Annotated in this window: 22 protein-coding genes; 13 read left to right on the forward strand and 9 right to left on the reverse strand. The window is 74.0% G+C overall.

Going from position 1 to position 21,189, the window contains the following annotated elements; all coding sequences use genetic code 11:
- The first annotated feature begins 24 nt into the window (after positions 1 to 24).
- Both rplQ and truA read left to right on the forward strand, forming a co-directional pair.
- Positions 25 to 519: a 50S ribosomal protein L17 gene (rplQ, locus tag CP974_RS18360; RefSeq protein WP_031129696.1), complete on the forward strand. Its 495-nt coding sequence runs from the start codon at positions 25 to 27 to the stop codon at positions 517 to 519.
- A 121-nt stretch (positions 520 to 640) separates the two neighbouring features.
- Entirely contained in the window at positions 641 to 1,504 is an 864-nt protein-coding gene (truA, locus tag CP974_RS18365) for a tRNA pseudouridine(38-40) synthase TruA (RefSeq protein ID WP_031129695.1), read from the forward strand.
- Here the strand turns inward: truA and CP974_RS18370 are convergent.
- The gene (locus CP974_RS18370; protein WP_308425554.1) at positions 1,469 to 2,683 is read right to left on the reverse strand and encodes a chromosomal replication initiator protein DnaA; all 1,215 of its coding nucleotides are present in this window, start codon (positions 2,681 to 2,683) and stop codon (positions 1,469 to 1,471) included. The genes truA and CP974_RS18370 overlap by 36 nt on opposite strands.
- Positions 2,684 to 2,738: 55 nt before the next feature.
- On the opposite strand from CP974_RS18370, the gene CP974_RS18375 reads away from it, so the two are divergent.
- The 4 genes from CP974_RS18375 (at position 2,739) to glmM (ending at position 7,224) form a co-directional block, all read left to right on the forward strand.
- Positions 2,739 to 4,415, forward strand: coding sequence for an ABC-F family ATP-binding cassette domain-containing protein (locus tag CP974_RS18375; RefSeq protein WP_031129693.1), 1,677 nt, complete (start codon positions 2,739 to 2,741; stop codon positions 4,413 to 4,415).
- Between the two features lie 315 nt (positions 4,416 to 4,730).
- Complete coding sequence (rplM, locus tag CP974_RS18380; protein WP_023587008.1) at positions 4,731 to 5,174, forward strand: 50S ribosomal protein L13; 444 nt, start codon at positions 4,731 to 4,733, stop codon at positions 5,172 to 5,174.
- A 41-nt stretch (positions 5,175 to 5,215) separates the two neighbouring features.
- The gene (rpsI, locus tag CP974_RS18385; protein WP_031129692.1) at positions 5,216 to 5,734 is read left to right on the forward strand and encodes a 30S ribosomal protein S9; all 519 of its coding nucleotides are present in this window, start codon (positions 5,216 to 5,218) and stop codon (positions 5,732 to 5,734) included.
- A gap of 131 nt (positions 5,735 to 5,865) precedes the next feature.
- Positions 5,866 to 7,224, forward strand: coding sequence for a phosphoglucosamine mutase (gene glmM, locus CP974_RS18390; protein ID WP_031129691.1), 1,359 nt, complete (start codon positions 5,866 to 5,868; stop codon positions 7,222 to 7,224).
- 188 nt (positions 7,225 to 7,412) lie between these two features.
- Here glmM and coaA read toward each other — a convergent pair whose 3' ends face one another.
- Positions 7,413 to 8,576 (reverse strand): type I pantothenate kinase, encoded by a 1,164-nt coding sequence (coaA, locus tag CP974_RS18395; protein WP_223844640.1) that lies wholly within the window; start codon positions 8,574 to 8,576, stop codon positions 7,413 to 7,415.
- A gap of 161 nt (positions 8,577 to 8,737) precedes the next feature.
- Here coaA and CP974_RS18405 point away from each other — a divergent pair, with 161 nt between their 5' ends.
- From CP974_RS18405 to CP974_RS18420, 4 genes are all read left to right on the forward strand, one after another.
- Positions 8,738 to 9,034: a type II toxin-antitoxin system Phd/YefM family antitoxin gene (locus tag CP974_RS18405; RefSeq protein WP_031129689.1), complete on the forward strand. Its 297-nt coding sequence runs from the start codon at positions 8,738 to 8,740 to the stop codon at positions 9,032 to 9,034.
- 80 nt (positions 9,035 to 9,114) lie between these two features.
- Entirely contained in the window at positions 9,115 to 10,962 is a 1,848-nt protein-coding gene (gene glmS, locus CP974_RS18410; protein ID WP_031129688.1) for a glutamine--fructose-6-phosphate transaminase (isomerizing), read from the forward strand.
- On the forward strand, positions 10,959 to 11,327 hold the full coding sequence (locus tag CP974_RS18415; RefSeq protein ID WP_031129687.1) for a holo-ACP synthase: 369 nt from the start codon (positions 10,959 to 10,961) through the stop codon (positions 11,325 to 11,327). The genes glmS and CP974_RS18415 overlap by 4 nt, the downstream gene beginning before the upstream one ends.
- Positions 11,328 to 11,331: 4 nt before the next feature.
- Positions 11,332 to 12,879, forward strand: a complete 1,548-nt coding sequence (locus CP974_RS18420; RefSeq protein ID WP_037937093.1) for a bifunctional ADP-dependent NAD(P)H-hydrate dehydratase/NAD(P)H-hydrate epimerase — start codon at positions 11,332 to 11,334, stop codon at positions 12,877 to 12,879.
- A 165-nt stretch (positions 12,880 to 13,044) separates the two neighbouring features.
- On the opposite strand, the gene CP974_RS18425 is transcribed toward CP974_RS18420, so the two are convergent.
- Positions 13,045 to 14,361: an epoxide hydrolase family protein gene (locus CP974_RS18425; protein WP_031129685.1), complete on the reverse strand. Its 1,317-nt coding sequence runs from the start codon at positions 14,359 to 14,361 to the stop codon at positions 13,045 to 13,047.
- Between the two features lie 61 nt (positions 14,362 to 14,422).
- On the opposite strand from CP974_RS18425, the gene CP974_RS18430 reads away from it, so the two are divergent.
- Both CP974_RS18430 and CP974_RS18435 read left to right on the forward strand, forming a co-directional pair.
- Positions 14,423 to 15,385 (forward strand): helix-turn-helix transcriptional regulator, encoded by a 963-nt coding sequence (locus CP974_RS18430; protein ID WP_031129684.1) that lies wholly within the window; start codon positions 14,423 to 14,425, stop codon positions 15,383 to 15,385.
- Between the two features lie 89 nt (positions 15,386 to 15,474).
- Complete coding sequence (locus CP974_RS18435) at positions 15,475 to 16,083, forward strand: SMI1/KNR4 family protein (RefSeq protein WP_051839150.1); 609 nt, start codon at positions 15,475 to 15,477, stop codon at positions 16,081 to 16,083.
- Between the two features lie 48 nt (positions 16,084 to 16,131).
- Here the strand turns inward: CP974_RS18435 and CP974_RS18440 are convergent, their stop codons facing one another.
- Genes CP974_RS18440 through amcB form a run of 4 tightly spaced genes read right to left on the reverse strand, consistent with a single transcriptional unit; the run spans position 16,132 to position 19,001 of the window.
- Entirely contained in the window at positions 16,132 to 16,848 is a 717-nt protein-coding gene (locus CP974_RS18440) for a hypothetical protein (protein WP_140160841.1), read from the reverse strand.
- Between the two features lie 12 nt (positions 16,849 to 16,860).
- Positions 16,861 to 17,550, reverse strand: coding sequence for a pentapeptide repeat-containing protein (locus CP974_RS18445; RefSeq protein WP_078915433.1), 690 nt, complete (start codon positions 17,548 to 17,550; stop codon positions 16,861 to 16,863).
- A gap of 55 nt (positions 17,551 to 17,605) precedes the next feature.
- The gene (gene amcA / locus CP974_RS18450) at positions 17,606 to 17,788 is read right to left on the reverse strand and encodes a multiple cyclophane-containing RiPP AmcA (RefSeq protein ID WP_107066997.1); all 183 of its coding nucleotides are present in this window, start codon (positions 17,786 to 17,788) and stop codon (positions 17,606 to 17,608) included.
- Positions 17,766 to 19,001, reverse strand: a complete 1,236-nt coding sequence (gene amcB / locus CP974_RS18455; protein ID WP_078915432.1) for a cyclophane-forming radical SAM peptide maturase AmcB — start codon at positions 18,999 to 19,001, stop codon at positions 17,766 to 17,768. Before amcB ends, amcA begins: the two co-directional genes overlap by 23 nt.
- A gap of 169 nt (positions 19,002 to 19,170) precedes the next feature.
- Here amcB and CP974_RS18460 point away from each other — a divergent pair, with 169 nt between their 5' ends.
- Positions 19,171 to 20,391 (forward strand): helix-turn-helix domain-containing protein, encoded by a 1,221-nt coding sequence (locus CP974_RS18460; RefSeq protein ID WP_174887814.1) that lies wholly within the window; start codon positions 19,171 to 19,173, stop codon positions 20,389 to 20,391.
- A gap of 101 nt (positions 20,392 to 20,492) precedes the next feature.
- Here CP974_RS18460 and CP974_RS18465 read toward each other — a convergent pair whose 3' ends face one another.
- Positions 20,493 to 20,900 carry a hypothetical protein gene (locus CP974_RS18465; protein WP_031129678.1) on the reverse strand — a complete coding sequence of 136 codons (408 nt, stop codon included), beginning with the start codon at positions 20,898 to 20,900 and terminating at the stop codon, positions 20,493 to 20,495.
- Positions 20,901 to 20,941: 41 nt separating this feature from the next.
- Positions 20,942 to 21,127, reverse strand: coding sequence for a hypothetical protein (locus CP974_RS18470; RefSeq protein WP_031129677.1), 186 nt, complete (start codon positions 21,125 to 21,127; stop codon positions 20,942 to 20,944).
- Positions 21,128 to 21,189: the final 62 nt, after the last annotated feature.

Raw genomic sequence — 21,189 nt, forward strand, 5'->3', positions numbered from 1 at the left:
GGGCAGATCACAAGGAGAAACACCATGCCGAAGCCCGCCAAGGGTGCCCGTCTGGGCGGCAGCGCCGCGCACGAGAAGCTGCTTCTCGCGAACCTCGCGAAGTCGCTGTTCGAGCACGGCCGCATCACCACGACCGAGGCCAAGGCCCGCCGCCTGCGTCCGGTCGCCGAGCGCCTGATCACCAAGGCGAAGAAGGGCGACATCCACAACCGTCGCCTGGTGCTGCAGACGATCACGGACAAGGGCATCGTCCACACGCTCTTCACCGAGATCGCCCCGCGCTACGCCGAGCGTCCGGGTGGCTACACCCGCATCACCAAGATCGGCAACCGTCGTGGCGACAACGCCCCGATGGCGGTCATCGAGCTGGTCGAGGGTGAGATCGCCAAGAAGGCGACCGTCGCCGAGGCCGAGGCCGCGACCAAGCGCGCGGTGAAGGAGGCCGACGAGGCCGCCGCGTCCGAGGCCCCCGCCGAGGACACCGCCGAGGCTCCGGCCGAGGAGAAGAAGGAGGCGTGAGCCTCCCGCCCCCGCCCAGGCGGGGGTGTGGGCCGGCGCCACCGCGACGGCCACGGACGGGCCCGTACCCCTCGGGGGCGGGCCCGTCTCGCGTACGCAGCACTTGGAGAGGATCGGTCGCGTGAGCGATGAGGTGGAGCCCGGCTTCGTACGGGTGCGGCTGGACCTGTCGTACGACGGCAGGGACTTCCACGGCTGGGCCAAGCAGGCCGGCGGGCAGCGCACCGTGCAGGGCGAGATCGAGGACGCGCTGCGGACCGTCACGCGGTCCCCGCGCACGTACGAGCTGACCGTCGCCGGGCGGACCGACGCCGGGGTGCACGCGCGCGGGCAGGTCGCCCACGTCGACCTGCCGCAGGACGTGTGGGCCGAGCACCGGGACAAGCTGCTCCGGCGGCTCGCCGGGCGGCTCGCGCACGACGTGCGGATCTGGCGCGTTGCGGAGGCGCCGGCCGGGTTCAACGCGCGGTTCTCCGCGATCTGGCGCCGCTACGCGTACCGGGTCACCGACGATCCGGGCGGCGTCGACCCGCTGCTGCGCGGGCACGTCCTGTGGCACGACTGGCCGCTCGACCTGGACGCCATGAACGCCGCCGCCGAGCGGCTGCTGGGCGAGCACGACTTCGCCGCGTACTGCAAGAAGCGCGACGGGGCGACGACCATCCGCACCCTCCAGGAGCTGCGCTGGGAGCGGCTGCCGAGCGGGGTGCTGGAGGCGACCGTCCGGGCCGACGCGTTCTGCCACAACATGGTGCGCTCGCTGGTCGGCGCGATGCTGTTCGTCGGCGACGGGCACCGGCCGGTGGAGTGGCCGGGGAAGGTGCTGGCCGCCGGGGTGCGCGACTCGGCCGTCCACGTCGTGCGGCCCCACGGGCTCACCCTGGAGGAGGTCGGCTACCCGGCGGACGAGCTGCTGGCCGCCCGCAACCGGGAGGCCCGCAACAAGCGCTCACTGCCCGCCGGCGGGCGCGGTGGCTGCTGCTGACGCCTGGGCCCGGCCGCGGGCGTGGATCTGGCTGACGGTGAAGGCCGCCAGGTCGTCGCTGGTCCTGAAGACGGCCGTGTCGGACTGGGTGACCTTCTTGCCGCTGGTGAAGCCGGCCTGCGTGAAGTAGGCGTAGCGGCCGAGCGCGTTGGAGCGGCGCAGGCAGACCGTGGCGCGGCAGAAGTCGCCGACGCCGTCGCCGGCGAGCGGGACGATCCCGCCGCGGGCACCCTCCTTCGCCTTCAGCGCCGCGGCCTGGTCGGCGAAGAGGGCGACGCCGACGGTGACGGCGACGCCGTCGCGGGTGTACGTGGCGCGGATGACCCGGGTGCAGCCGTGCTGCTCCAGGACGGCGCCGAGGCCGCCCTTGCCGACGGAGGCGCACTGCGTGGTGGAGCCGGTGGCGCCCTTGGTGTAGACGCGGTCGCCGAAGGTGAGCTTCTTGCCGGGGAACAGGTCCTGCGCGCTGAGCGGCGCCTTGTCCTTGGCGGCCGAGGAGATGAAGTCCATCGGGTCCGGCGGGGGCGGCGGGGCCACGGAGGAGAACGAGGGCTGCGGGCCCGCGGCGTCGGTCGGCAGCTCGGCGCCGCCGGGCAGCGAGGCCGAGCCGCTCGCCGCGCCGGTGGGGCCGGGGGAGCCCTTGTCGGTGGAGACGACCGCGACGGCGACGACGGTGGCGATGGCCGCGGTGGCGAGGACGCCGCCGCCCGCGAGGAGCCAGCGCCTGCGGCGCTGCCGGGCCTCCGACTCCTCGGCGAGCGCGCTCCAGTCCGGGGTGGCGTCGTCCTGGCCGCCGAACGCGGGCGCCTGGCCGAAGGCGGGACCCTGGCCGAACGCGGGCGCCTGGCCGGCGGGGGGCTGCTGGGCGTGCGGGTGGGGGTAGCCGTAGGCCGGCCGGTCATGGCCCTGGCTCCGGGGGTCGCCCTGGGCGTGCGGGTAGCCGTAGCCGGGCTCGCCCTGGCCGTGCGGGTAGCCGTAGCCGGGCCGGCTCTGGTCGTGGGCCGGGCCGTGGCTCTGGTGGTGCGGGTATCCGTAGGCCGGTCCGTCCTGGGGGTGGGGGTAGCCGTAGCCGGGCCCGCCCTGGCCCTGCGGTGCGCCGTCCCCCCGGTGCCCCTCCCCGTACGCTCCCCGGCCGTCGTCCGGCTGGTCCTGCGGCCCCCGCTGTCCCCCATAGCTCATGCCGCGCATCCTAAACCGGTTGGGTCCGGCGCCGGTCGGCGGCCACAATGCGCCCATGGGACATGTGGAGGTCGCGCACCTCGAGTACTACCTGCCGGACGGGCGGGCGCTCCTCGGCGACGTGTCGTTCCGGGTCGGCGAGGGGGCCGTCGTCGCCCTCGTCGGTCCGAACGGCGCGGGCAAGACGACGCTGCTGAGGCTGATCTCCGGTGAGGCGCAGCCGCACGGCGGCACGGTCGCGGTGAGCGGCGGGCTCGGTGTGATGCCGCAGTTCGTGGGGTCCGTACGGGACGAGCGCACCGTCCGCGACCTGCTGGTCTCGGTGGCGCCCCGGCGCATCCGGGAGGCCGCCGCCGCGGTCGACGAGGCCGAGCACCTGATCATGACCGTGGACGACGAGGCCGCGCAGATGCGGTACGCGCAGGCGCTCAGCGACTGGGCGGAGGCGCGCGGCTACGAGGCCGAGACCCTCTGGGACATCTGCACCACGGCGGCGCTGGGCGTCCCGTACGAGCGCGCCCAGTTCCGCGAGGTGCGCACGCTCAGCGGCGGCGAGCAGAAGCGGCTGGTGCTGGAGGCGCTGCTGCGCGGCCCCGAGGAGGTGCTGCTGCTCGACGAGCCGGACAACTACCTCGACGTACCGGGCAAGCGGTGGCTGGAGGAGCGGCTCGGCGAGACCCGCAAGACGGTGCTCTTCGTCTCCCACGACCGGGAGCTGCTGGCGCGGGCCGCGCAGAAGATCGTGGCCGTCGAGCCCGGCCCGGCCGGGGCGGACGTGTGGGTGCACGGCGGCGGCTTCGCGACCTTCCACGACGCGCGGCGGGAGCGGTTCGCCCGCTTCGAGGAGCTGCAGCGGCGCTGGGAGGAGAAGCACGCGCAGCTCAAGCAGCTCGTCAACACGCTGAAGAACAAGGCCGCCTTCAACGACGGGCTGGCCTCCCGCTACCAGGCGGCGCAGACTCGGCTGCGGAAGTTCGAGGAGGCCGGGCCGCCGCCCGAGCCGCCGCGCGAGCAGGACATCCGGATGAGGCTGCGGGGCGGCCGGACCGGGGTGCGGGCGGTGGAGTGCCGGGGCCTGGAGCTGACCGGGCTGATGAAGCCGTTCGACCTGGAGGTCTTCTACGGGGAGCGGGTGGCCGTGCTGGGGTCGAACGGCTCCGGCAAGTCGCACTTCCTGCGGCTGCTGGCGGGCGACGCGACGGTGGCGCACTCCGGGGCGTGGAAGCTGGGCGCGCGGGTCGTGCCGGGCCACTTCGCGCAGACCCATGCCCTCCCGTCGCCCGGCCGCCACCCCTCATCGACGGCGCTGCGCGCCGACGGCGGTCCCCCCGAGCTCGAGGGCCGCACGCTGGTCGACATCCTGTGGACCGAGCACGCCAAGGACCGGGGCGGCGCCATGTCCACCCTGCGCCGCTACGAGCTGGAGAAGCAGGGCGACCAGGTCTTCGGGCGGCTGTCGGGCGGGCAGCAGGCGCGCTTCCAGATCCTGCTGCTGGAGCTGTCGGGGTCGACGGCGCTGCTGCTGGACGAGCCGACGGACAACCTGGACCTGGAGTCGGCGGAAGCCCTCCAGGCCGGGCTGGAGGCGTACGAGGGCACGGTGCTGGCGGTGACGCACGACCGCTGGTTCGCGCGCTCCTTCGACCGGTACCTGGTCTTCGGGGCGGACGGCGTCGTACGGGAGACGGCGGAGCCGGTGTGGGACGAGCGGCGCGTGGAGCGCAGTCGGTAGGGCCCGGTGAGGGGCGGTGCGGCGGGCGTCGGACGCGCCCGCCGGCGGCGGTCCGCCGGGCGTGATCGGCGCCCCTCCGGCGGCCGACATCCCCCGACCCGTTTTGACCCGCGTGGGGGACGCCGCGTATTCTTCTGGTTTGTTATGCGTACTGGCTCACTCGATCTCACGTGAGAGGCCGTTACGCCGGTCCACCGGGCCGATGACCAGCGACCTGCACTCGGTTTGCGTCACCGACGTGTGGTCATGGCTGTCGTGATCGTCCGTGGTGGCCTTGACAAGGACCCACTCACTGAAGAAGCGAAGGCTACGACCGTGCGTACGTACAGCCCCAAGCCCGGCGATGTCACCCGCCAGTGGCACGTCATCGACGCCCAGGACGTCGTCCTGGGTCGCCTGGCCACCACCGCCGCCACGCTCCTCCGGGGCAAGCACAAGCCGATCTACGCGCCGCACGTCGACGCTGGTGACTTCGTCATCATCATCAACGCCGACAAGGTGCACCTCTCCGGCAACAAGCGGACCCAGAAGATGGCGTACCGCCACTCCGGCTACCCGGGCGGTCTGCGCTCCGTCCGCTACGACGACCTCCTGGCGAACAACCCGGAGAAGGCCGTCGAGAAGGCCGTGAAGGGCATGCTCCCGAAGAACTCCCTCGGCCGTCAGATGCTCTCGAAGCTGAAGGTCTACGCGGGCGAGAACCACCCGCACGCTGCGCAGCAGCCGGTTCCGTTCGAGATCACCCAGGTCGCGCAGTAAGTCCGGCCACCCCCTAAGACGAAAAGAATCTGAGGAGCATCGTGGCCGAGACCACTGTTGAGAACCCCATCGAGGGCGAGGAGACCTACGCCGAGGTCACCACCTTCGAGTCCGAGGTCCCCGTCGAGGGCGAGTACACCTCGGAGTCCCTGGCGTCCCGCTTCGGCGAGCCGCAGCCGGCCGCCGGCCTGGGCCGCCGCAAGAACGCCATCGCCCGCGTCCGGATCGTCCCGGGCACCGGCAAGTGGAAGATCAACGGTCGCACCCTCGAGGACTACTTCCCGAACAAGGTGCACCAGCAGGAAGTCAACGAGCCCTTCAAGGTGCTCGAGCTCGAGGGCCGCTACGACGTCGTCGCCCGCATCGCGGGTGGCGGTGTCTCCGGCCAGGCCGGCGCCCTGCGCCTCGGCGTGGCCCGCGCCCTGAACGAGGCGGACGTGGACAACAACCGCGGCCCGCTCAAGAAGGCCGGCTTCCTGAGCCGCGACGACCGCGCGGTCGAGCGGAAGAAGGCCGGTCTGAAGAAGGCCCGCAAGGCCCCGCAGTACAGCAAGCGCTAAACACCGCGCCTGCTCGGTCTGCTCGTACGTACGCCCCGGCGGCACTCCCGTGCCGCCGGGGCGTACGTTTTCCCTTGGTCCATTGGTCCATCGCTCTATCGCTCTATCGGCAAGTCTTTCGGAGGACGGTTGTGGGACGACTCTTCGGCACGGACGGCGTGCGCGGTGTCGCCAACGCGGATCTGACGGCGGAGCTCGCGCTCGGCCTCTCCGTGGCGGCGGCCCACGTGCTCGCCGAGGCGGGCACCTTCGAGGGCCACCGGCCCACCGCGGTGGTCGGCCGGGACCCGCGCGCCTCGGGCGAGTTCCTGGAGGCCGCCGTCGTGGCGGGCCTCGCCAGCGCCGGGGTGGACGTGCTGCGGGTGGGTGTCCTGCCGACGCCGGCCGTCGCCCACCTGACCGGGTCGCTCGGCGCCGACCTCGGCGTCATGCTCTCGGCGTCGCACAACGCCATGCCGGACAACGGCATCAAGTTCTTCGCGCGCGGCGGCCACAAGCTCGCCGACGAGCTGGAGGACCGCATCGAGTCGGTGTACCGGCAGCACCGCACCGGTGAGCCGTGGGACCGGCCGACCGGCGCCGGCGTGGGCCGCGTCCGCGACTACGGCCGGGGCGCCGAGGACTACGTCGCCCACCTCCTCTCCGTCCTGCCCAACCGCCTCGACGGGCTGAAGGTCGTCCTGGACGAGGCGCACGGCGCGGCCTCCCACGTGTCGCCCGAGGCGTTCCGGCGGGCCGGGGCCGAGGTCGTCACCATCGGCGCCGACCCGGACGGGCTCAACATCAACGACGGCTGCGGCTCCACCCACCTCGACCTGCTGAAGGCGGCCGTCGTCGAGCACGGCGCCGACCTGGGCATCGCCCACGACGGCGACGCCGACCGCTGCCTGGCCGTGGACCACACCGGCACGGAGGTCGACGGCGACCAGATCCTCGCCGTCCTGGCCCTGGCCATGCGGGAGGCCGGCACGCTGCGTGGTGACACCGTTGTCGCCACCGTCATGTCGAACCTGGGCTTCACGCTCGCCATGGAGCGCGAGGGCCTGCGCCTCGTCCAGACCGCGGTGGGCGACCGCTACGTGCTGGAGGAGATGAAGGAGCGGGGCTACGCGCTGGGCGGCGAGCAGTCCGGGCACGTCATCGTGCTGGACCACGCCACCACCGGCGACGGCACCCTGACCGGGCTGCTGCTGGCCGCGCGGGTCGCGGCGACCGGGCGGCGCCTCGCCGACCTGGCCGGTGTGATGGAGCGCCTGCCGCAGGTCCTGATCAACGTCAAGGACGTCGACAAGAGCCGGGTGAAGACCTCCGCGGAGCTGGGCGTCGCCATCGCCGACGCCGAGCGGGCGCTGGGCGCCACCGGCCGCGTGCTGCTCCGCCCCTCCGGTACGGAGCCGCTCGTACGGGTGATGGTGGAGGCCGCCGACATCGAGCAGGCCCGGACCGTCGCCGGGCAGCTCGCCGACGCGGTGAAGGCCGCGCTGGGCTGAAGGCCCCCGCCGGGCCGGATGCCCCGCCGGGCCTGAGTGCCCCGCCCGTGAGAGCGCCCCGCACGGTCCTGTCCGGACCGGGCGGGGCGCTCTCGTGTGCGGGCCCGGCTTCCGGCTCGCGTACTTCCGGCTCGGGCGCCGGCCGACGGGGCGCCGGTCGGCGGGGGGCCGGGCGGTGGGCCCCGGCGTCAGAGCTTGCGCAGCGAGAGCCGCTGGACCTTGTGGTCCGGGCCCTTGCGGACGACGAGGTTGGCGCGGCCGCGGGTGGGGGCGACGTTCTCCAGGAGGTTCACCTTGTTGATCGTCCGCCACATCGTGCGGGCGTACTCCAGCGCCTCCTCCTCGCTGACCTGCGTGTACTTGCGGAAGTACGACGACGGGTCCTGGAAGGCGGTCTCCCGCAGCTTGCGGAAGCGGTTCAGGTACCAGCGCTCGATGTCCTCGGGGCGGGCGTCCACGTACACCGAGAAGTCGAAGTAGTCGGCGAGGCCCACGCGGGTGCGGCCGTCCTTGCCGGGCAGGGCCGGCTGGAGGACGTTGATGCCCTCGACGATGAGGATGTCCGGGCGGCGCACCGTGAGGCGCTCGCCGGGCACGATGTCGTAGATCAGGTGCGAGTAGACGGGCGCCGAGACCTCGTCCTTGCCGGCCTTGATGTCGGCGACGAACCGGGTGAGCGCCCGCCGGTCGTACGACTCGGGGAAGCCCTTGCGGGACATCAGGCCGCGCGCCTGCAGCTCCTTCATGGGCAGCAGGAACCCGTCCGTCGTGACCCGCTCGACGCGCGGGTGCTCCGGCCAGCGGGCGAGCAGCGCCTGGAGGAGGCGGGCGACGGTCGACTTGCCGACGGCGACGGAACCGGCGACGCCGATGACGAACGGGGTGCCGCGCTGGGCGCCCTTCTCGCCGAGGAACGTGTTGAGCGCCCCGCGCAGGTCGGCGGAGGCGCCCACGTAGAGGTTGAGGAGCCGGGAGAGCGGCAGGTAGACGTCGCGGACCTCGTCCAGGTCGATGACGTCGCCGAGCCCGCGGACCCGCTCGACCTCGTCGGCGGTGAGCGGCAGCGGCGTCTTGTCCCGCAGGGCGCTCCACTGGTCCCGGGTGAGATCGACGTACGGCGTCGTCTCGGCCCGCCGTGACCCACCGGACGCGGGGCCGGAGCCGGACGCGGGCGCGGGGCCGGACGCCGGTGCGGGCGCCGGTGCGGGCGCCGGGTCGGGGGTGGGTGCCGCGTCGGGGGCGGGTGCGGGGTCCGGTGGGGAGCCCGCGGGAGGGCCCGTCGAGGGGCCCGGCCGGGGCTCGCTGCCGGGCGGGCTGCCGGGTGTGCTGCTTCGTGGCGGCGAAGTGATCACCCAGCCATTGTCGTGCGTCCGGCGGCGCCGTGGGGGGTGTGCTCGGTCACGTGGGTGGCCGGTGCCGCGGGCCTGCCGGTACGGGACGGAGACCCGGCGGCCGGGCCGCGAAAGTCGGTGCCGTACCCGGGTCCGGAACGGAGCGAGGAGAGGACGGGGCCATGCCGATCGGCGCGGGCGGGGACGGGGAGGGGAACGGGGACGTACCGCCGCCGGTGCGGGGCGGCGGGGCCGTGCCGCCGGTGGGGCGGGGTGCGGGCGGTCCGGAGCCGGGGTGCCCCGTGTACCCGCAGGACGACGCCGGACGGCACGCCCGGGACGGCTTCCAGAGCGGCGAGGAGACCGCCTATCTGCTGCGCTCGCCCGCCAACGCCCGCGCCCTGCTGGAGTCCATCGCGGAGCTGGACGCCGGGCGGGGCCTGGTCGGGGAGCCGGCGGATGCCGGGGACGGCGGGTGAGTCAGCCGTACCCCGCCCGGTTGCGCCAGGTGGGCCTGGTTGGCGGGGGTGCGGTGGGGGTGGGGTCGTAGGCTGCCGCCATGTGCGGAATCGTGGGATACGTCGGCGGGCAGTCGGCGCTGGATGTGGTCGTCGCGGGGCTGCGGCGGCTGGAGTACCGGGGTTACGACTCGGCCGGGGTCGCCGTCCTCGCCGACGGGGGGCTCGCCGCCGCCAAGAAGGCCGGCAAGCTCGTCAACCTCGACAAGGAGCTGGCCGCCCGGCCCCTGCCCAGCGGGTCGACCGGGATCGGGCACACCCGGTGGGCCACCCACGGCGGGCCCAGCGACACCAACGCCCACCCCCATCTGGACAACGCGGGGCGGGTCGCCGTCGTCCACAACGGCATCATCGAGAACTTCGCCGCCCTCCGGGCCGAGCTGGCCGAGCGCGGCCACGACCTGTCCTCCGAGACCGACACCGAGGTCGTCGCCCACCTCCTCGCGGAGGCCCACTCGTCCACCGCCGACCTGGCCGAGGCGATGCGGCAGGTCTGCCGCCGCCTCGAAGGGGCGTTCACCCTCGTCGCGCTGCACGCCGACGAGCCGGACGTCGTCGTCGGCGCCCGGCGCAACTCGCCGCTCGTCGTCGGCGTCGGCGAGGGCGAGGCGTTCCTCGCCTCCGACGTGGCCGCGTTCATCGAGCACACCCGCGACGCGATCGAGCTGGGCCAGGACCAGGTGGTCGAGGTGCGCCGGGACGGGGCCGTCGTCACCGACTTCCACGGGGCGCCCGCCGAGGTGCGCTCGTACCACGTCGACTGGGACGCGTCCGCCGCCGAGAAGGGCGGCTACGCCTCCTTCATGCTCAAGGAGATCGCCGAGCAGCCGAAGGCCGTCGCCGACACCCTGCTCGGCCGGATCGACGCCGAGGGCTCCCTCACGCTGGACGAGGTCCGCATCCCGGCCGCCGTGCTGCGGGAGGCCACCAAGGTGGTCATCGTCGCGTGCGGCACCGCCTTCCACGCGGGCCTCATCGCCAAGTACGCCATCGAGCACTGGACCCGCATCCCCTGCGAGGTGGAGCTGGCCAGCGAGTTCCGCTACCGGGACCCGATCCTCGACCAGGGCACCCTGGTCGTCGCCATCTCCCAGTCCGGCGAGACCATGGACACCCTCATGGCGGTGCGGCACGCCCGCGAGCAGGGCGCCCGCGTGCTGGCCATCTGCAACACCAACGGCTCCACCATCCCCCGCGAGTCCGACGCCGTGCTCTACACCCACGCCGGGCCGGAGGTCGCCGTCGCGTCCACCAAGGCGTTCCTCACCCAGCTCGTCGCCTGCTACCTCGTCGCCCTGTACCTGGGGCAGGTGCGCGGCACCCAGTGGGGCGACGAGATCCGCGCCGTCGTCCGCGACCTCGCGCGGATCGCGGAGGACGTGGAGCGGGTCCTTCAGACCATGGAGCCGGTACGGGAGCTGGCCCGGTCCCTCGCCGGCCACGACACCGTCCTCTTCCTCGGCCGGCACGTCGGCCACCCGGTCGCCCTCGAAGGCGCCCTGAAGCTGAAGGAACTGGCCTACATGCACGCCGAGGGCTTCGCCGCCGGCGAGCTGAAGCACGGCCCGATCGCCCTCATCGAGGAGGGCCTGCCGGTCGTCGTCGTGGTGCCCTCGCCGCGCGGCCGGTCCGTCCTCCACGGCAAGATCGTCTCCAACATCCAGGAGATCCGCGCGCGCGGGGCCCGCACCATCGTCATCGCGGAGGAGGGCGACGAGGCCGTCGTGCCGTACGCCGACCACCTCGTCCGCGTGCCCGCCACGCCGACGCTCCTGCAGCCCCTCGTCTCCACCGTGCCGCTGCAGGTCTTCGCCTGCGAACTGGCGACCGCGCGCGGCAACGAGGTCGACCAGCCGCGCAACCTCGCGAAGTCGGTCACCGTCGAATGATCATCGGGGTGGGGATCGACGTCGCCGAGATCGACCGCTTCGCGGAGGCGCTGGAGCGCACCCCGCAACTGGCCGAACGGCTGTTCATCGAGCGGGAGCTGTACCTGCCGAGCGGGGAGCGGCGGGGCGTCGCCTCGCTCGCCGCGCGGTTCGCCGCGAAGGAGGCCGTCGCCAAGGCCCTCGGCGCGCCCGGCGGGCTGCACTGGACGGACGCCGAGGTGTACGTGGAGGCGAGCGGGCAGCCCCGGCTGCGGGTGCGCGGCACGGTCGCCGCGCGCGCCGCCGAACTGGGCGTGCGGCACTGGCACGTGTCGCTCAGTCATGACGCGGGGGTGGCGTCCGCCGTGGTGATCGCGGAGGGTTGAGCGCATGCGTACCGCGTATCGCGTCCAGGACGTACGGGCGGCCGAGGCCGCGCTGATGGCCCGGCTCCCCGAGGGGGCCCTGATGCGGCGGGCGGCGGCCGGTCTCGCCGCCGCCTGCGCCGGACTGCTGGGGCGGGTGTACGGGGCGCGGGTCGTCCTCCTCGTCGGCAGCGGCGACAACGGCGGTGACGCCCTGTACGCCGGGGCGCGGCTCGCCCGGCGCGGCGCCGGCGTGTCGGCGGTGGCCCTGGGCGGGCGGGTCCACGAGGCCGGGCTGGCCGCGCTGCTGGCGGCCGGGGGGCGACTCGCCCCCGACCCGTACGCCGCGCTGGCCCGCGCCGACCTCGTGCTGGACGGCATCACCGGGATCGGCGGGCGCGGCGGGCTGCGCCCGGAAGCCGTGCCGGTGGTGCGGGCCGCGCGGGAGTCCGGCGCCGTCGTGGTGGCCGTGGACCTGCCGAGCGGGGTGGACGCCGACACCGGCGCCGTGGAGGGCGAGGCCGTCCGGGCCGACGCGACCGTGACCTTCGGCGCGTACAAGCCGGGGCTGCTGGTGGACCCGGCGCGCGCGTACGCGGGCGCGGTGCGGCTGGTCGACATCGGCCTCGGCGGGCTGCTGCCGGCCGCCGCGGAACTGGAGGCGCTCCAGCACGCGGACGTGGCGCGGCTGCTGCCCGTCCCCGGCGCGGAGAGCGACAAGTACCGGCGCGGGGTCGTGGGCGTCGTCGCCGGGTCGGCGCGCTATCCGGGCGCGGCCGTGCTGGCCGTCGCGGGCGCGCTGCGCGGCGGGGCCGGGGCGGTGCGGTACGTGGGGCCGGCGGGCGGCGCGGTGCTGGCCCGGTACCCGGAGACGCTGGTCCACCCCGGTCCGCCCGGCGGGGCGGGGCGCGTCCAGGCGTGGGTGATCGGGCCGGGCCTCGGGGACACACCGGGCGTGGACGACGTGCTGGCGTCCGACGCGCCGGTCCTCGTCGACGCGGACGGGCTGCGGCTGCTGGACCCGGCGGCGGTGCGGGCGCGCCCGGCGCCGACCCTGCTGACCCCGCACGCGGGCGAGGCCGCGGCCCTGCTGGGCACCGCCCGCGACGAGGTGGAGGCCCGGCGGCTGGAGGCCGTGCGGGAACTGGCGGGGCGGTACGGGGCGACGGTGCTGCTGAAGGGCTCCACCACGCTGGTCGCCGACCCGTCGCCCGGCGTGCCGGTGCGCGTGAACCCGACCGGTACGCCCTGGCTGGCGACGGCGGGCAGCGGTGACGTGCTGTCGGGGCTGACGGGCTCGCTGCTGGCGGCCGGGCTGGCGGCGCGTGACGCGGCGTCGGCGGGCGCGTACCTGCACGGGCTGGCGGCGCGGCGGGCGGCGGCGCGTGGGGTGTATGGGGCTGATGGGGCTGATGGGGCGGGGGCTGATGGGTCGGGGGCGGTCGGGGCTCATGTGGCGCACGGGGCGGGGCCCGCTCCCGCCGCCGGGGCGGCGCCGCTGACGGCCCACGAGGTGGCGGAGGCGCTGCCGGGCACGTGGCGGGACGTGCAGGGGGGCGGGGGCCGGGGCTGAGGGCCCGTACGCCCCGGGCGGTGCCCGGCGTACGGCCAGGGCGCCGTGTCCGCCGGCTCGGGCGCGTGTCCGCCGGCTCGGGCGCCGCGTCCGCCGGCCAGGGCGCCGCGTCCGTCGGACCGAGGGGGCGCTCCCGCACCGCGCGGGGCGCGGGAGCGCCCGCCGTCAGCGGAGCCCGGCGAAGAACGCGCGGACGTCGCCGACGAGGAGGTCCGGGGCCTCCATGGCGAGGAAGTGGCCGCCCCGGTCCAGCTCCGTCCACCGGACGACGTTGTGGTCGCGCTCGGCCCAGCGGCGGATGGTCACGTCGTGGGTGGAGAGCAGTACGGCGGTGGGCACGGTCCCGCGCGCGGCGGCGGCCCAGTCCTCGTGACCGTCGCCCCAGCCTCCGCCGTCCGCGCCGCCCCACCCGGTGCCGCCCGCGTCGGCGCCCCCGGTGTCCCCGGTGCTCCAGCCCTCGCCGTCCCCGCCGTCGGCGCCGTCCCCGCCGTCGGCGCCGTCCCCGCCGTCGGCCCCGTCCCCGCCCCAGGCGCTCGCGGAGATCTCCTCGTAGTAGATCTGGGCGGCGGAGGCGGCGGTGGCGGTCAGCCAGTACAGCGAGACCTGCGTCAGGACGCGGTCCCGGTGGATGCTCTCCTCGGGCAGCGCGTCCTCCGGGTCGGTCAGCTCCTTGTACTTCTCCACCATCCAGGCGAGCTGCCCGGCGGGGGAGTCGGTGAGGGCGTAGGCCACCGTCTGCGGGCGCTTGGAGTTGCACTGCAGGTAGCCGTCGTTGAAGTTCTCCATCCGGTGCAGGCGCCGCCGCTCGGCCTCCGTCAGGCCGTCCCTCTCGCCCTCCGCGCCGACGGGGAACGTGAGCAGGGCGTTGACGTGGACGCCGATCACCCGGTCCGGCGCCTGCCGGGCCATGTGCGGGGCGACCCAGGAGCCCGTGTCGTACCCCTGGACGCCGTAGCGGGTGTAGCCGAGGCGCTCCATCAGCCGGGTGAACAGCCCGGCCATCCGGGACGTGTCCATGCCCGGCCCGGCCAGCGGGGTGGAGAAGCCGAACCCCGGCAGCGAGGGGATGACCAGGTGGAAGGCGTCGGTCGCGGCGCCGCCGTGCGCCTCCGGGTCGGTCAGCGGCCCGATGACGTCGAGGAAGTCGGCGACCGAGCCGGGCCAGCCGTGCAGCAGCACCAGCGGGGTGGCGTCGGGCCGGGGGGAGCGGACGTGCAGGAAGTGGACGTTCTGCCCGTCGAGGGTGGCCGTGTACTGGGGGAGGGCGTTCAGCTCGGCCTCGTAGGCCCGCCAGTCGTAGGCGGTGCGCCAGTGGTCGGCCAGCTCCTTCAGGTACGCCACCGGGACGCCGCGGCTCCAGCCGACGCCGGGCAGCTCGTCGGGCCAGCGGGTGGCGGCCAGCCGGGCCCGCAGGTCGTCGAGCCGGTCCTGCGGGACGTCTACGCGGAAGGGGCGGATGCCGTCGGGTGTGTTGTTCTCCATGGCGGCGACGCTAGGACCGGGTTAGGCCGGATACGGTCCCAACCTCCGGCAGGCTGGGGGCATGCTGGAGACCTCCGGGCGGCTGCTGAGGCTGCTCTCCCTGCTGCAGGCCCACCGCGACCGGTCCGGGGCCGAACTCGCCGCACACCTCGGCGTCAGCCGCCGCACCCTGCGCCGGGACGTGGAGCGGCTGCGCGCGCTCGGCTACCCGGTGCACGCCGACCGGGGCACCGCGGGCTACCGGCTCGGCGCCGGGACGACCCTGCCGCCGCTGCTGCTCGACGACGACGAGGCCGTCGCCGTGGTCGTCGGCCTGCGCACGGCGGCGGGCGGCTCGGTCGCCGGCATCGAGGAGGCCTCGCTGCGCGCGCTCACCAAGCTGGAGCGGATGCTCCCGGCGCGGCTGGCGTACCGGGTGAGCACCCTGCACACCGCCACCGTCCGGGCCGGGACCGCGCCGGCCCCGCGGGTCTCCGCGGACACGCTGATGGCCATCGCGGAGGCGGTCCGCCGCCGTGAGCGGCTGCGCTTCGAGTACGCGAGCCCCCGCGGCGGCCGGGGCGTGCGGGAGGCCGAGCCGCACAGCCTCGTGAGCTTCGACCGCCACTGGTACCTGGTCGCCTGGGACACCGGCCGCGCCGACTGGCGCACCTTCCGCGTGGACCGGCTCACCCCGCGCACGCCCACCGGCCCGCGGTTCGCCCCCCGCGAGCTGCCCGGCGGCGACGTGGCCGCCTACCTGGCCCACCGGCTGTCGTCGCGCACCTGGCCGTACCAGGCCACCGTCACGCTGCACGAGCCCGCCGCGGCGGTCGCCGACCGCGTCTGGCCCGGCATGGGCGTGGTCGAGCCGGTCGACGAGGAGAGCTGCCTGCTGCACCTGGGCGCGGAGAGCCCCCGGGACCTCGCGTGGATGGTGACCTCGGTCGACGCGGACTTCACGCTCACCGAGGCGCCCCCCGAACTCGCCGACGCCCTGCGCGCCCAGGCGGCCCGCTGCCTGGACGCGGTACGGGACACGTAGGCCGCGCCGGTGGGCGCCGCCGCCCGCGGGCGTGGGCGGCGGTGGCACGGCTGCGTAAGATTCCCTCGTTCTCAGGGGTGGGAGGGATCGTGGGGGAGCACCCGCACGTCACCGCGCTGACGCGGATCATGCCGCCGGTCAACGGGGCGGACGAGGGCGTCGACTGGGCCGCCGCCGAGGAGCGGTGGGGCGTGCCGTTCCCCGCCGACTACCGGGACTTCATGGCCCGGTACGGCGGCGGCTCCATCAACGGCGAGGCCGTGGTCCTGCTGCCGCTGCCCGAGCAGGGCCCCCGGTGGGCCCCCGCCGACCTCGCGGAGGAGACCGCGAACGTCCGGCACACCTGGCGCGCGGAGGGCGGCCGCGAGGCGCTGGACGCCGACCCCGGGCACCTGCTGGCGTGGGGCGTCACGGCCGGACCGGACATCCTGTGCTGGCTCACCGAGGACCCGGACCCGGAGCGCTGGCCGGTCGTCGTGTGCGGGCGGCACACCTCGCCGACGTTCGCCGTCCACCCGTACGGCATGGCGGAGTTCCTGTACCGGCTGCTGGCCGACGAGTACGAGGACCCGCCGGTCAGCCTGGTCTTCTGGGACGGCGCCCCGGCCCGCTTCGTGCACTGGCGCGAGGAGCAGCGCCGCTTCCTGGCGGGCCTCGACCGCGTCACCGGCGACCCCGACCCGTACGCCGAGCCGTAGCGGCGGACCACGACCGGCGGGGGCCCGGCCCGTACGGGCCGCGCGGCGTCAGACCAAGGAGGGCAGTGTGCCGGACGGCCACCGCCCCAGCCAGAACGCCACCGCGGACGGCCTGTCCTGGCCCTCGGTCGAGCCGTCGTGCAGCAGGTACTCCGTCGGTGCGATGTAGCCCTCACCGGGATTGATCCGGACACGAAAGCAGCGGATCGGGTGGCCGGCGGCGACGTGCGTCCGGTAGTCGTCGGTGTGGGGATGGCGATGGGCGTGGTCCCCCGGGTGCACGGCCCGGCAGACGGCCTGGGCGTCCAGGTCCCCGAGGACGATGTACCGGATGCCGGGGCCCAGATTGAGCGCGAGGCGGCGTCGACCGAACGGCTTGCGTCCGTAGGTCAGCTTGTCCCAGTTGTCGAGGTGCAGCCCGATCAGACGGCCGTCCCGGTAGTTGTCCGTGGTGGTGAGCATGCCCGGTCTGGCGAGGGTCTGGCCGAGGTACCGCGCGTTTGCATCACCCAAGGGGGCCACCAGGTGGTCCAGGCTGTGGCCGGTCGGAGAGGGAGGCCGGACGATCTCCACAAGGGTGCTCGGCGGTGTCCAAGACCGTGCGAGCAGTCCATTCCCCGCTTCCTCGGTGAGCGGCTGCCACAGCCCGGATGGGATCACCGCCCCGTCTTCGAACTCCGGCCCGCCATCGGCGGTGCGGGCATCGGCCATGTCGCAACGTGCGCGGAGGGCGGCCAGATCGCTGACAGCGATGCGCAAGGGCATGGGTCCTCCCTGTCAGTCGTCTCCGACGGTGATGTCGAGTTCGCGCACAAGGGCTTCCGCGAGTTCGACCTGCTGGCCGTGGCCGATGCGCGCCTTGGCGAGGTTCCCTGCCCCGAGAATGTCCGACAGGTCGTTGCCGCGCAGATCTGTGTCCTGATACCGGCCGGCCCCGAATCCGGTCCGTTTCATCGGACACGCGGAGAACACGGTGCCGGACACGTCGCAGTCCGTGAAGACGGCATCGTTGAGGACACAGTCGACGAATGCGACGGGGCCCGTGACCCGGACCTTCTGGAACGTCGCGTAGTCGAGCTTGCACGACTCGAACAGGACGTCGTCCAGCGTGATACCGACCAGCGCGGCGCCCATCAGCCGGCAGTCCTTCAGCACGACGCGGGTCAGCTTGCTGTCGCTCCAGCGGGCGGAGCCGAGATCGCTGCCGACGATCTCGACGCCGTGGAGGTTCACGGCCTCGAAGTCGACCCGCTGCGAGCGGACGCCGTACATGCGGCCGGTGATGAGCTGGGTGTCGGTCAGTTCGAGCGAGCGCAGCTCGGCTTCCCCGTACATGAAGTCCCGGACCATGCCGCGAGGACTGTCCAAGCTCGCGACGCCGGCCAGATACAGGCCCGGCTCGTCCAGCTCGGGCAGGGTGACGGTGACGTGGCCGAGGGTGCGGGTGGCCATGGTGGTGCTCCTCATCGTGGTGACAGGGCGGCCCCGCTTGGTTGGCGGGACCGCCCGGATGGTGGGCCGGCTACTTGTTCTTCCAGTTGTCCCAGCTCGGCCGGTTGTCGAAGACGGGCGAGGTGTTGTCCCATGTCGGCCGGTTGTCGAAGGCGGCGAGGGGCTTGGGGCTCGCCACTTGCAGGAGGGTCGCGAACCCGAATGCCGAGTCCAGCACGAGTGCGGTGGCGTCAGCAGGTGTTTTCGCGGACATGTCGCGTGACTCCTTCGAGTAGGGCGATCTTGGAGGTGGTGCAGTAGCGGGTCGTGGTTCCGTCCATCCGGCCGCCGTGCTCGAAGTACCTGTTGGCCGGGTGGGCGCCGCCGCAGAAGGCGAAGGTCGGGCAGGTGGCGCGGCAGGCGTCCACCCCGCGCCAGAACTCGGTGATCCAGGGGGTACGTTCTTCGGCTTCGGCCACGAGGACATCGAGTGCGTCGCGCAGGACGTTGCCGGTGGTGAAGTCGCCGAACCGGCCGTCGGAGAACCCGGCCAGCTCCGGGGAGAGCATCACCACACCGCCGTCGTAGCCGATGGTGGGCAGCGGATCCCAGGGCGAGGCGGCCGGGTGGGGGGTGGTGGGTCGACCGCCGATGACGGCGTCGGCGAAGTTGAGGACGCGCTGGATCTCGCGCAACCGGATGACCGGGCGAGCACGCCAGGCGTCCGCGAGAGCCGCCCAGAACTCCGCTGCTCGCTCCGGGTCGATCTCCTTGACGCCGACGTTGACGCCCTCCTGCTCTTCGACGTTGACGCCGAGGGTGTCGACGCCGAGATCGGCGAAGAACGTGTAGAGGCGGGCGGCCTTGTCAGGGTTCGGGTCCGAGACGACGGCGATGGCGGAGAAGGGGATGCCGTGTCGACGTAAGCGCGCGATACCACGCATGGTGACGCCGAATCCCGGGTGCCCAGCGAGGGTACGGCGGTGGGTGTTCATGCCCTCTGGGCCGTCGATGCTGACGCCCACATGGACGTCGTGTTCCAGCAGGAACGCGCACCAGGCGTCGTCGACGAGAGCGGCGTTCGTCTGCACGCTGTGCCTTACCCCGTGGAAAGGGGCCATGAGAGCGGCCAGATGCTCACGTCCGGCCGCGAGCGGCTCGCCTCCGTGCCAGACGACCTCGAAGGCGGGATCGTCAGCGCCCCACGCGTTGACCGGCCTGGCCACGGCTTCGGCGACGTGCACCGGCATCAGGTGCTTCCTCTTGCGCAAGGGCAGATAGCAGTACGTGCAGTCCATGGGAAGGCACTGCGTGGTGGGCTGCATGATCACCGAACGCGGGACGGTCGCGAGCCGTGGGGTGCCAGGCACGGTGCTCCTCTGGGTCGGGCTGGAGCTCCGACCGGGTGCACCCGGCCGGGGCTCGGGGACCGGGTGGGGCGGTCCACCGGCACCCGGCGAGTCGCGGGGAGGCGAGGAAGTGGTCATGGCCGTTCTCCTTCCGGCACGGGGCGGCCCGACTTGTGCACGGCGGTGCACAGGCCGCTGGAGGGGGGTGTGCTCCCCGACATGGTCCTCGGGGCGCCATGACCACCTTGGCGAGGAGAAGCTTCCCGATCCACTGCCGCGCCCTATAGGGCCGTCCTATATTTCAGGGGTGGCTGCGGAGCTGAACGTGTGGGCGCATCCTGAGCTGCGGTCCGCAGTGGCGGGGGAGGACTGGGCGGCGGTGCTGCGGGTGTGGAGGGGGCTGACCCGCAGTAGTCAGAGCGTGCTCGGTGCCCGCATCGGGCTGGCTCAACCCGACGTGTCCGCGATCGAGAACCGGCGCCGGGCGGTGACATCGGTCGAAGTGCGGCAGCGCATCATCGACGGCTTGGGCGTCCCGCTCGAACTCCTCGGCGGCCCGGCAGCGGAGATGCCGCTGCCCTCGCTCGTGCTGCCCCATATGGTCACGGAGGCAGGAACGGACCGGCTGGCCCGGATCGCCTCTGGTGGGCTGCGTCTCGACGCGGCGTCCCTGGACGAGATGGACCGCTTACTGGCAGTGCACCGGCGGGCCGAGGACACCCTGGGCTCGCGGTTGATGAACGGTGTGGTGCTCGCGCAGTTTCGGGCCGTGGCCGGGCTGTACGACCAGGCGCGCGGGCCGCTCGCGGACCGGCTCGTCAAGCTCATGGCGGAGTACGCCCAGTTCCTCGCGTGGATGGCCCAGGACCAGGACAACGCCCCCGTGGCGCTCGGCTGGTTCGACCGGTCGTACGACTGGGCGCTCGAATCCGGATACGGGGACATGGCGGCCACCACCATGAGCATGAAGGCCCACCTCGCCTGGTCCCAGGGCCAGGGCAAGCGGTGTGTCCGACTTGGGGAGGCCGCGGCCTCGACGGCGGGAGCGAGCGAGGCGACGAGGGCCATGGCCGTCCAGATGGCAGGACGCGGACACGCCCTCGCAGGCGACGCCGACGAGGCGTACCGGCGGTTGGACGATGCTCGGCGGATCATTGCCGAGGCCACCGACGCGCCTCCGTGGCTGTACTTCTACGGCGAGTCCTGGTTCGCGGCGCAGCGCGGCATGGCGGAACTGCACCTGGGACAGTGGTGCCGTGCGGCCGAGAACCTGAAGGCGGGGCTGGCCGGTTTCGCCCCGGCCTACCGCCGGGACCGCGCCTGGTACGGGGCGTGTCTGGCCCGTGCGTACGCGGGCGCCGGGGAGGCGGAGGCGGCCCTGGGCGCCGCGCTGGACGTGATCAGCGACGCTTCTGAGATCGGGCGGCCCCACGCCTGGCAGGAGTTGCACCGGGCCGCCGGGGCGCTGATGCGGCACCGCGCCCACGAGGGGCGTGCGCTGTACGAAGCGCTGGCCTCGCTCGACTGAGGGTGGGCGCCCCGACACGCAGAGGGCGAGGCGGGGCGGGGGCCACGTACGCGGGTACCTCGACACCGTCCGCTCGGCTGCGAGCGGTCCCCGGTGCGCGGTCAGAGGACGCGGGCGAAGATGCGCGCGCCGTTGTGGAAGGTGAGCGTGAGGCCCTTGCGCGTGCCCGACTCGGGGCGCGTCGACCAGCGTTCGATGGTCGCGACCTCCGGGGACTCGGCGTGTGCGAGGGCCGCGGCCAGCCACGCCTCCGGATCGTCACCGGCCTGCGGGCCGGGCCCGGCGGCCGGTGGCGTGCCGGTCACCGGCTCGTCCGCGAAGCCCTCGTGCTTGGCCCCCTCGGGCAACTGCCCGGTGAACTGCCAGCGCGTCTCGCCGCCGTCACGGGTGATGGCGACGCCGTACGGGTGGCGGGTGTCGCCGGCCTCGGCGAGGGTCTGCACGCGGGTGGCGGTGGGCTGGTTCTTGACGACGTCGATGACCAGGTCGGTGAATCGGGCGGGACGCATGTTCCGGTCTCTTGTCCTCTCGTCGCGACGACTTGCCCAGGCTATGCGTCCACCGGCCGGTACACCTGCCGCTCGCCGTGCGTCATCACCCACGGGCGCGCCCGGCCCCGCAGGTGCAGCACCCGGCCGCCCGGCCCGTACGCCCGCATGTCCTCGACCTGGTACACGCGGTCGTCCTCCAGCCGCACCCAGTCGCCGGTTCGGACGCCGAGCGGACTCACCGTCACCGGGGCCGTGCCGGGGGGGCTGCCGCAGCGGCTCGCTCCGCGAGGACGCCGCCGGGGCCACC

The sequence above is a fragment of the Streptomyces fradiae ATCC 10745 = DSM 40063 genome, assembly GCF_008704425.1.
Taxonomy (GTDB): domain Bacteria; phylum Actinomycetota; class Actinomycetes; order Streptomycetales; family Streptomycetaceae; genus Streptomyces; species Streptomyces fradiae.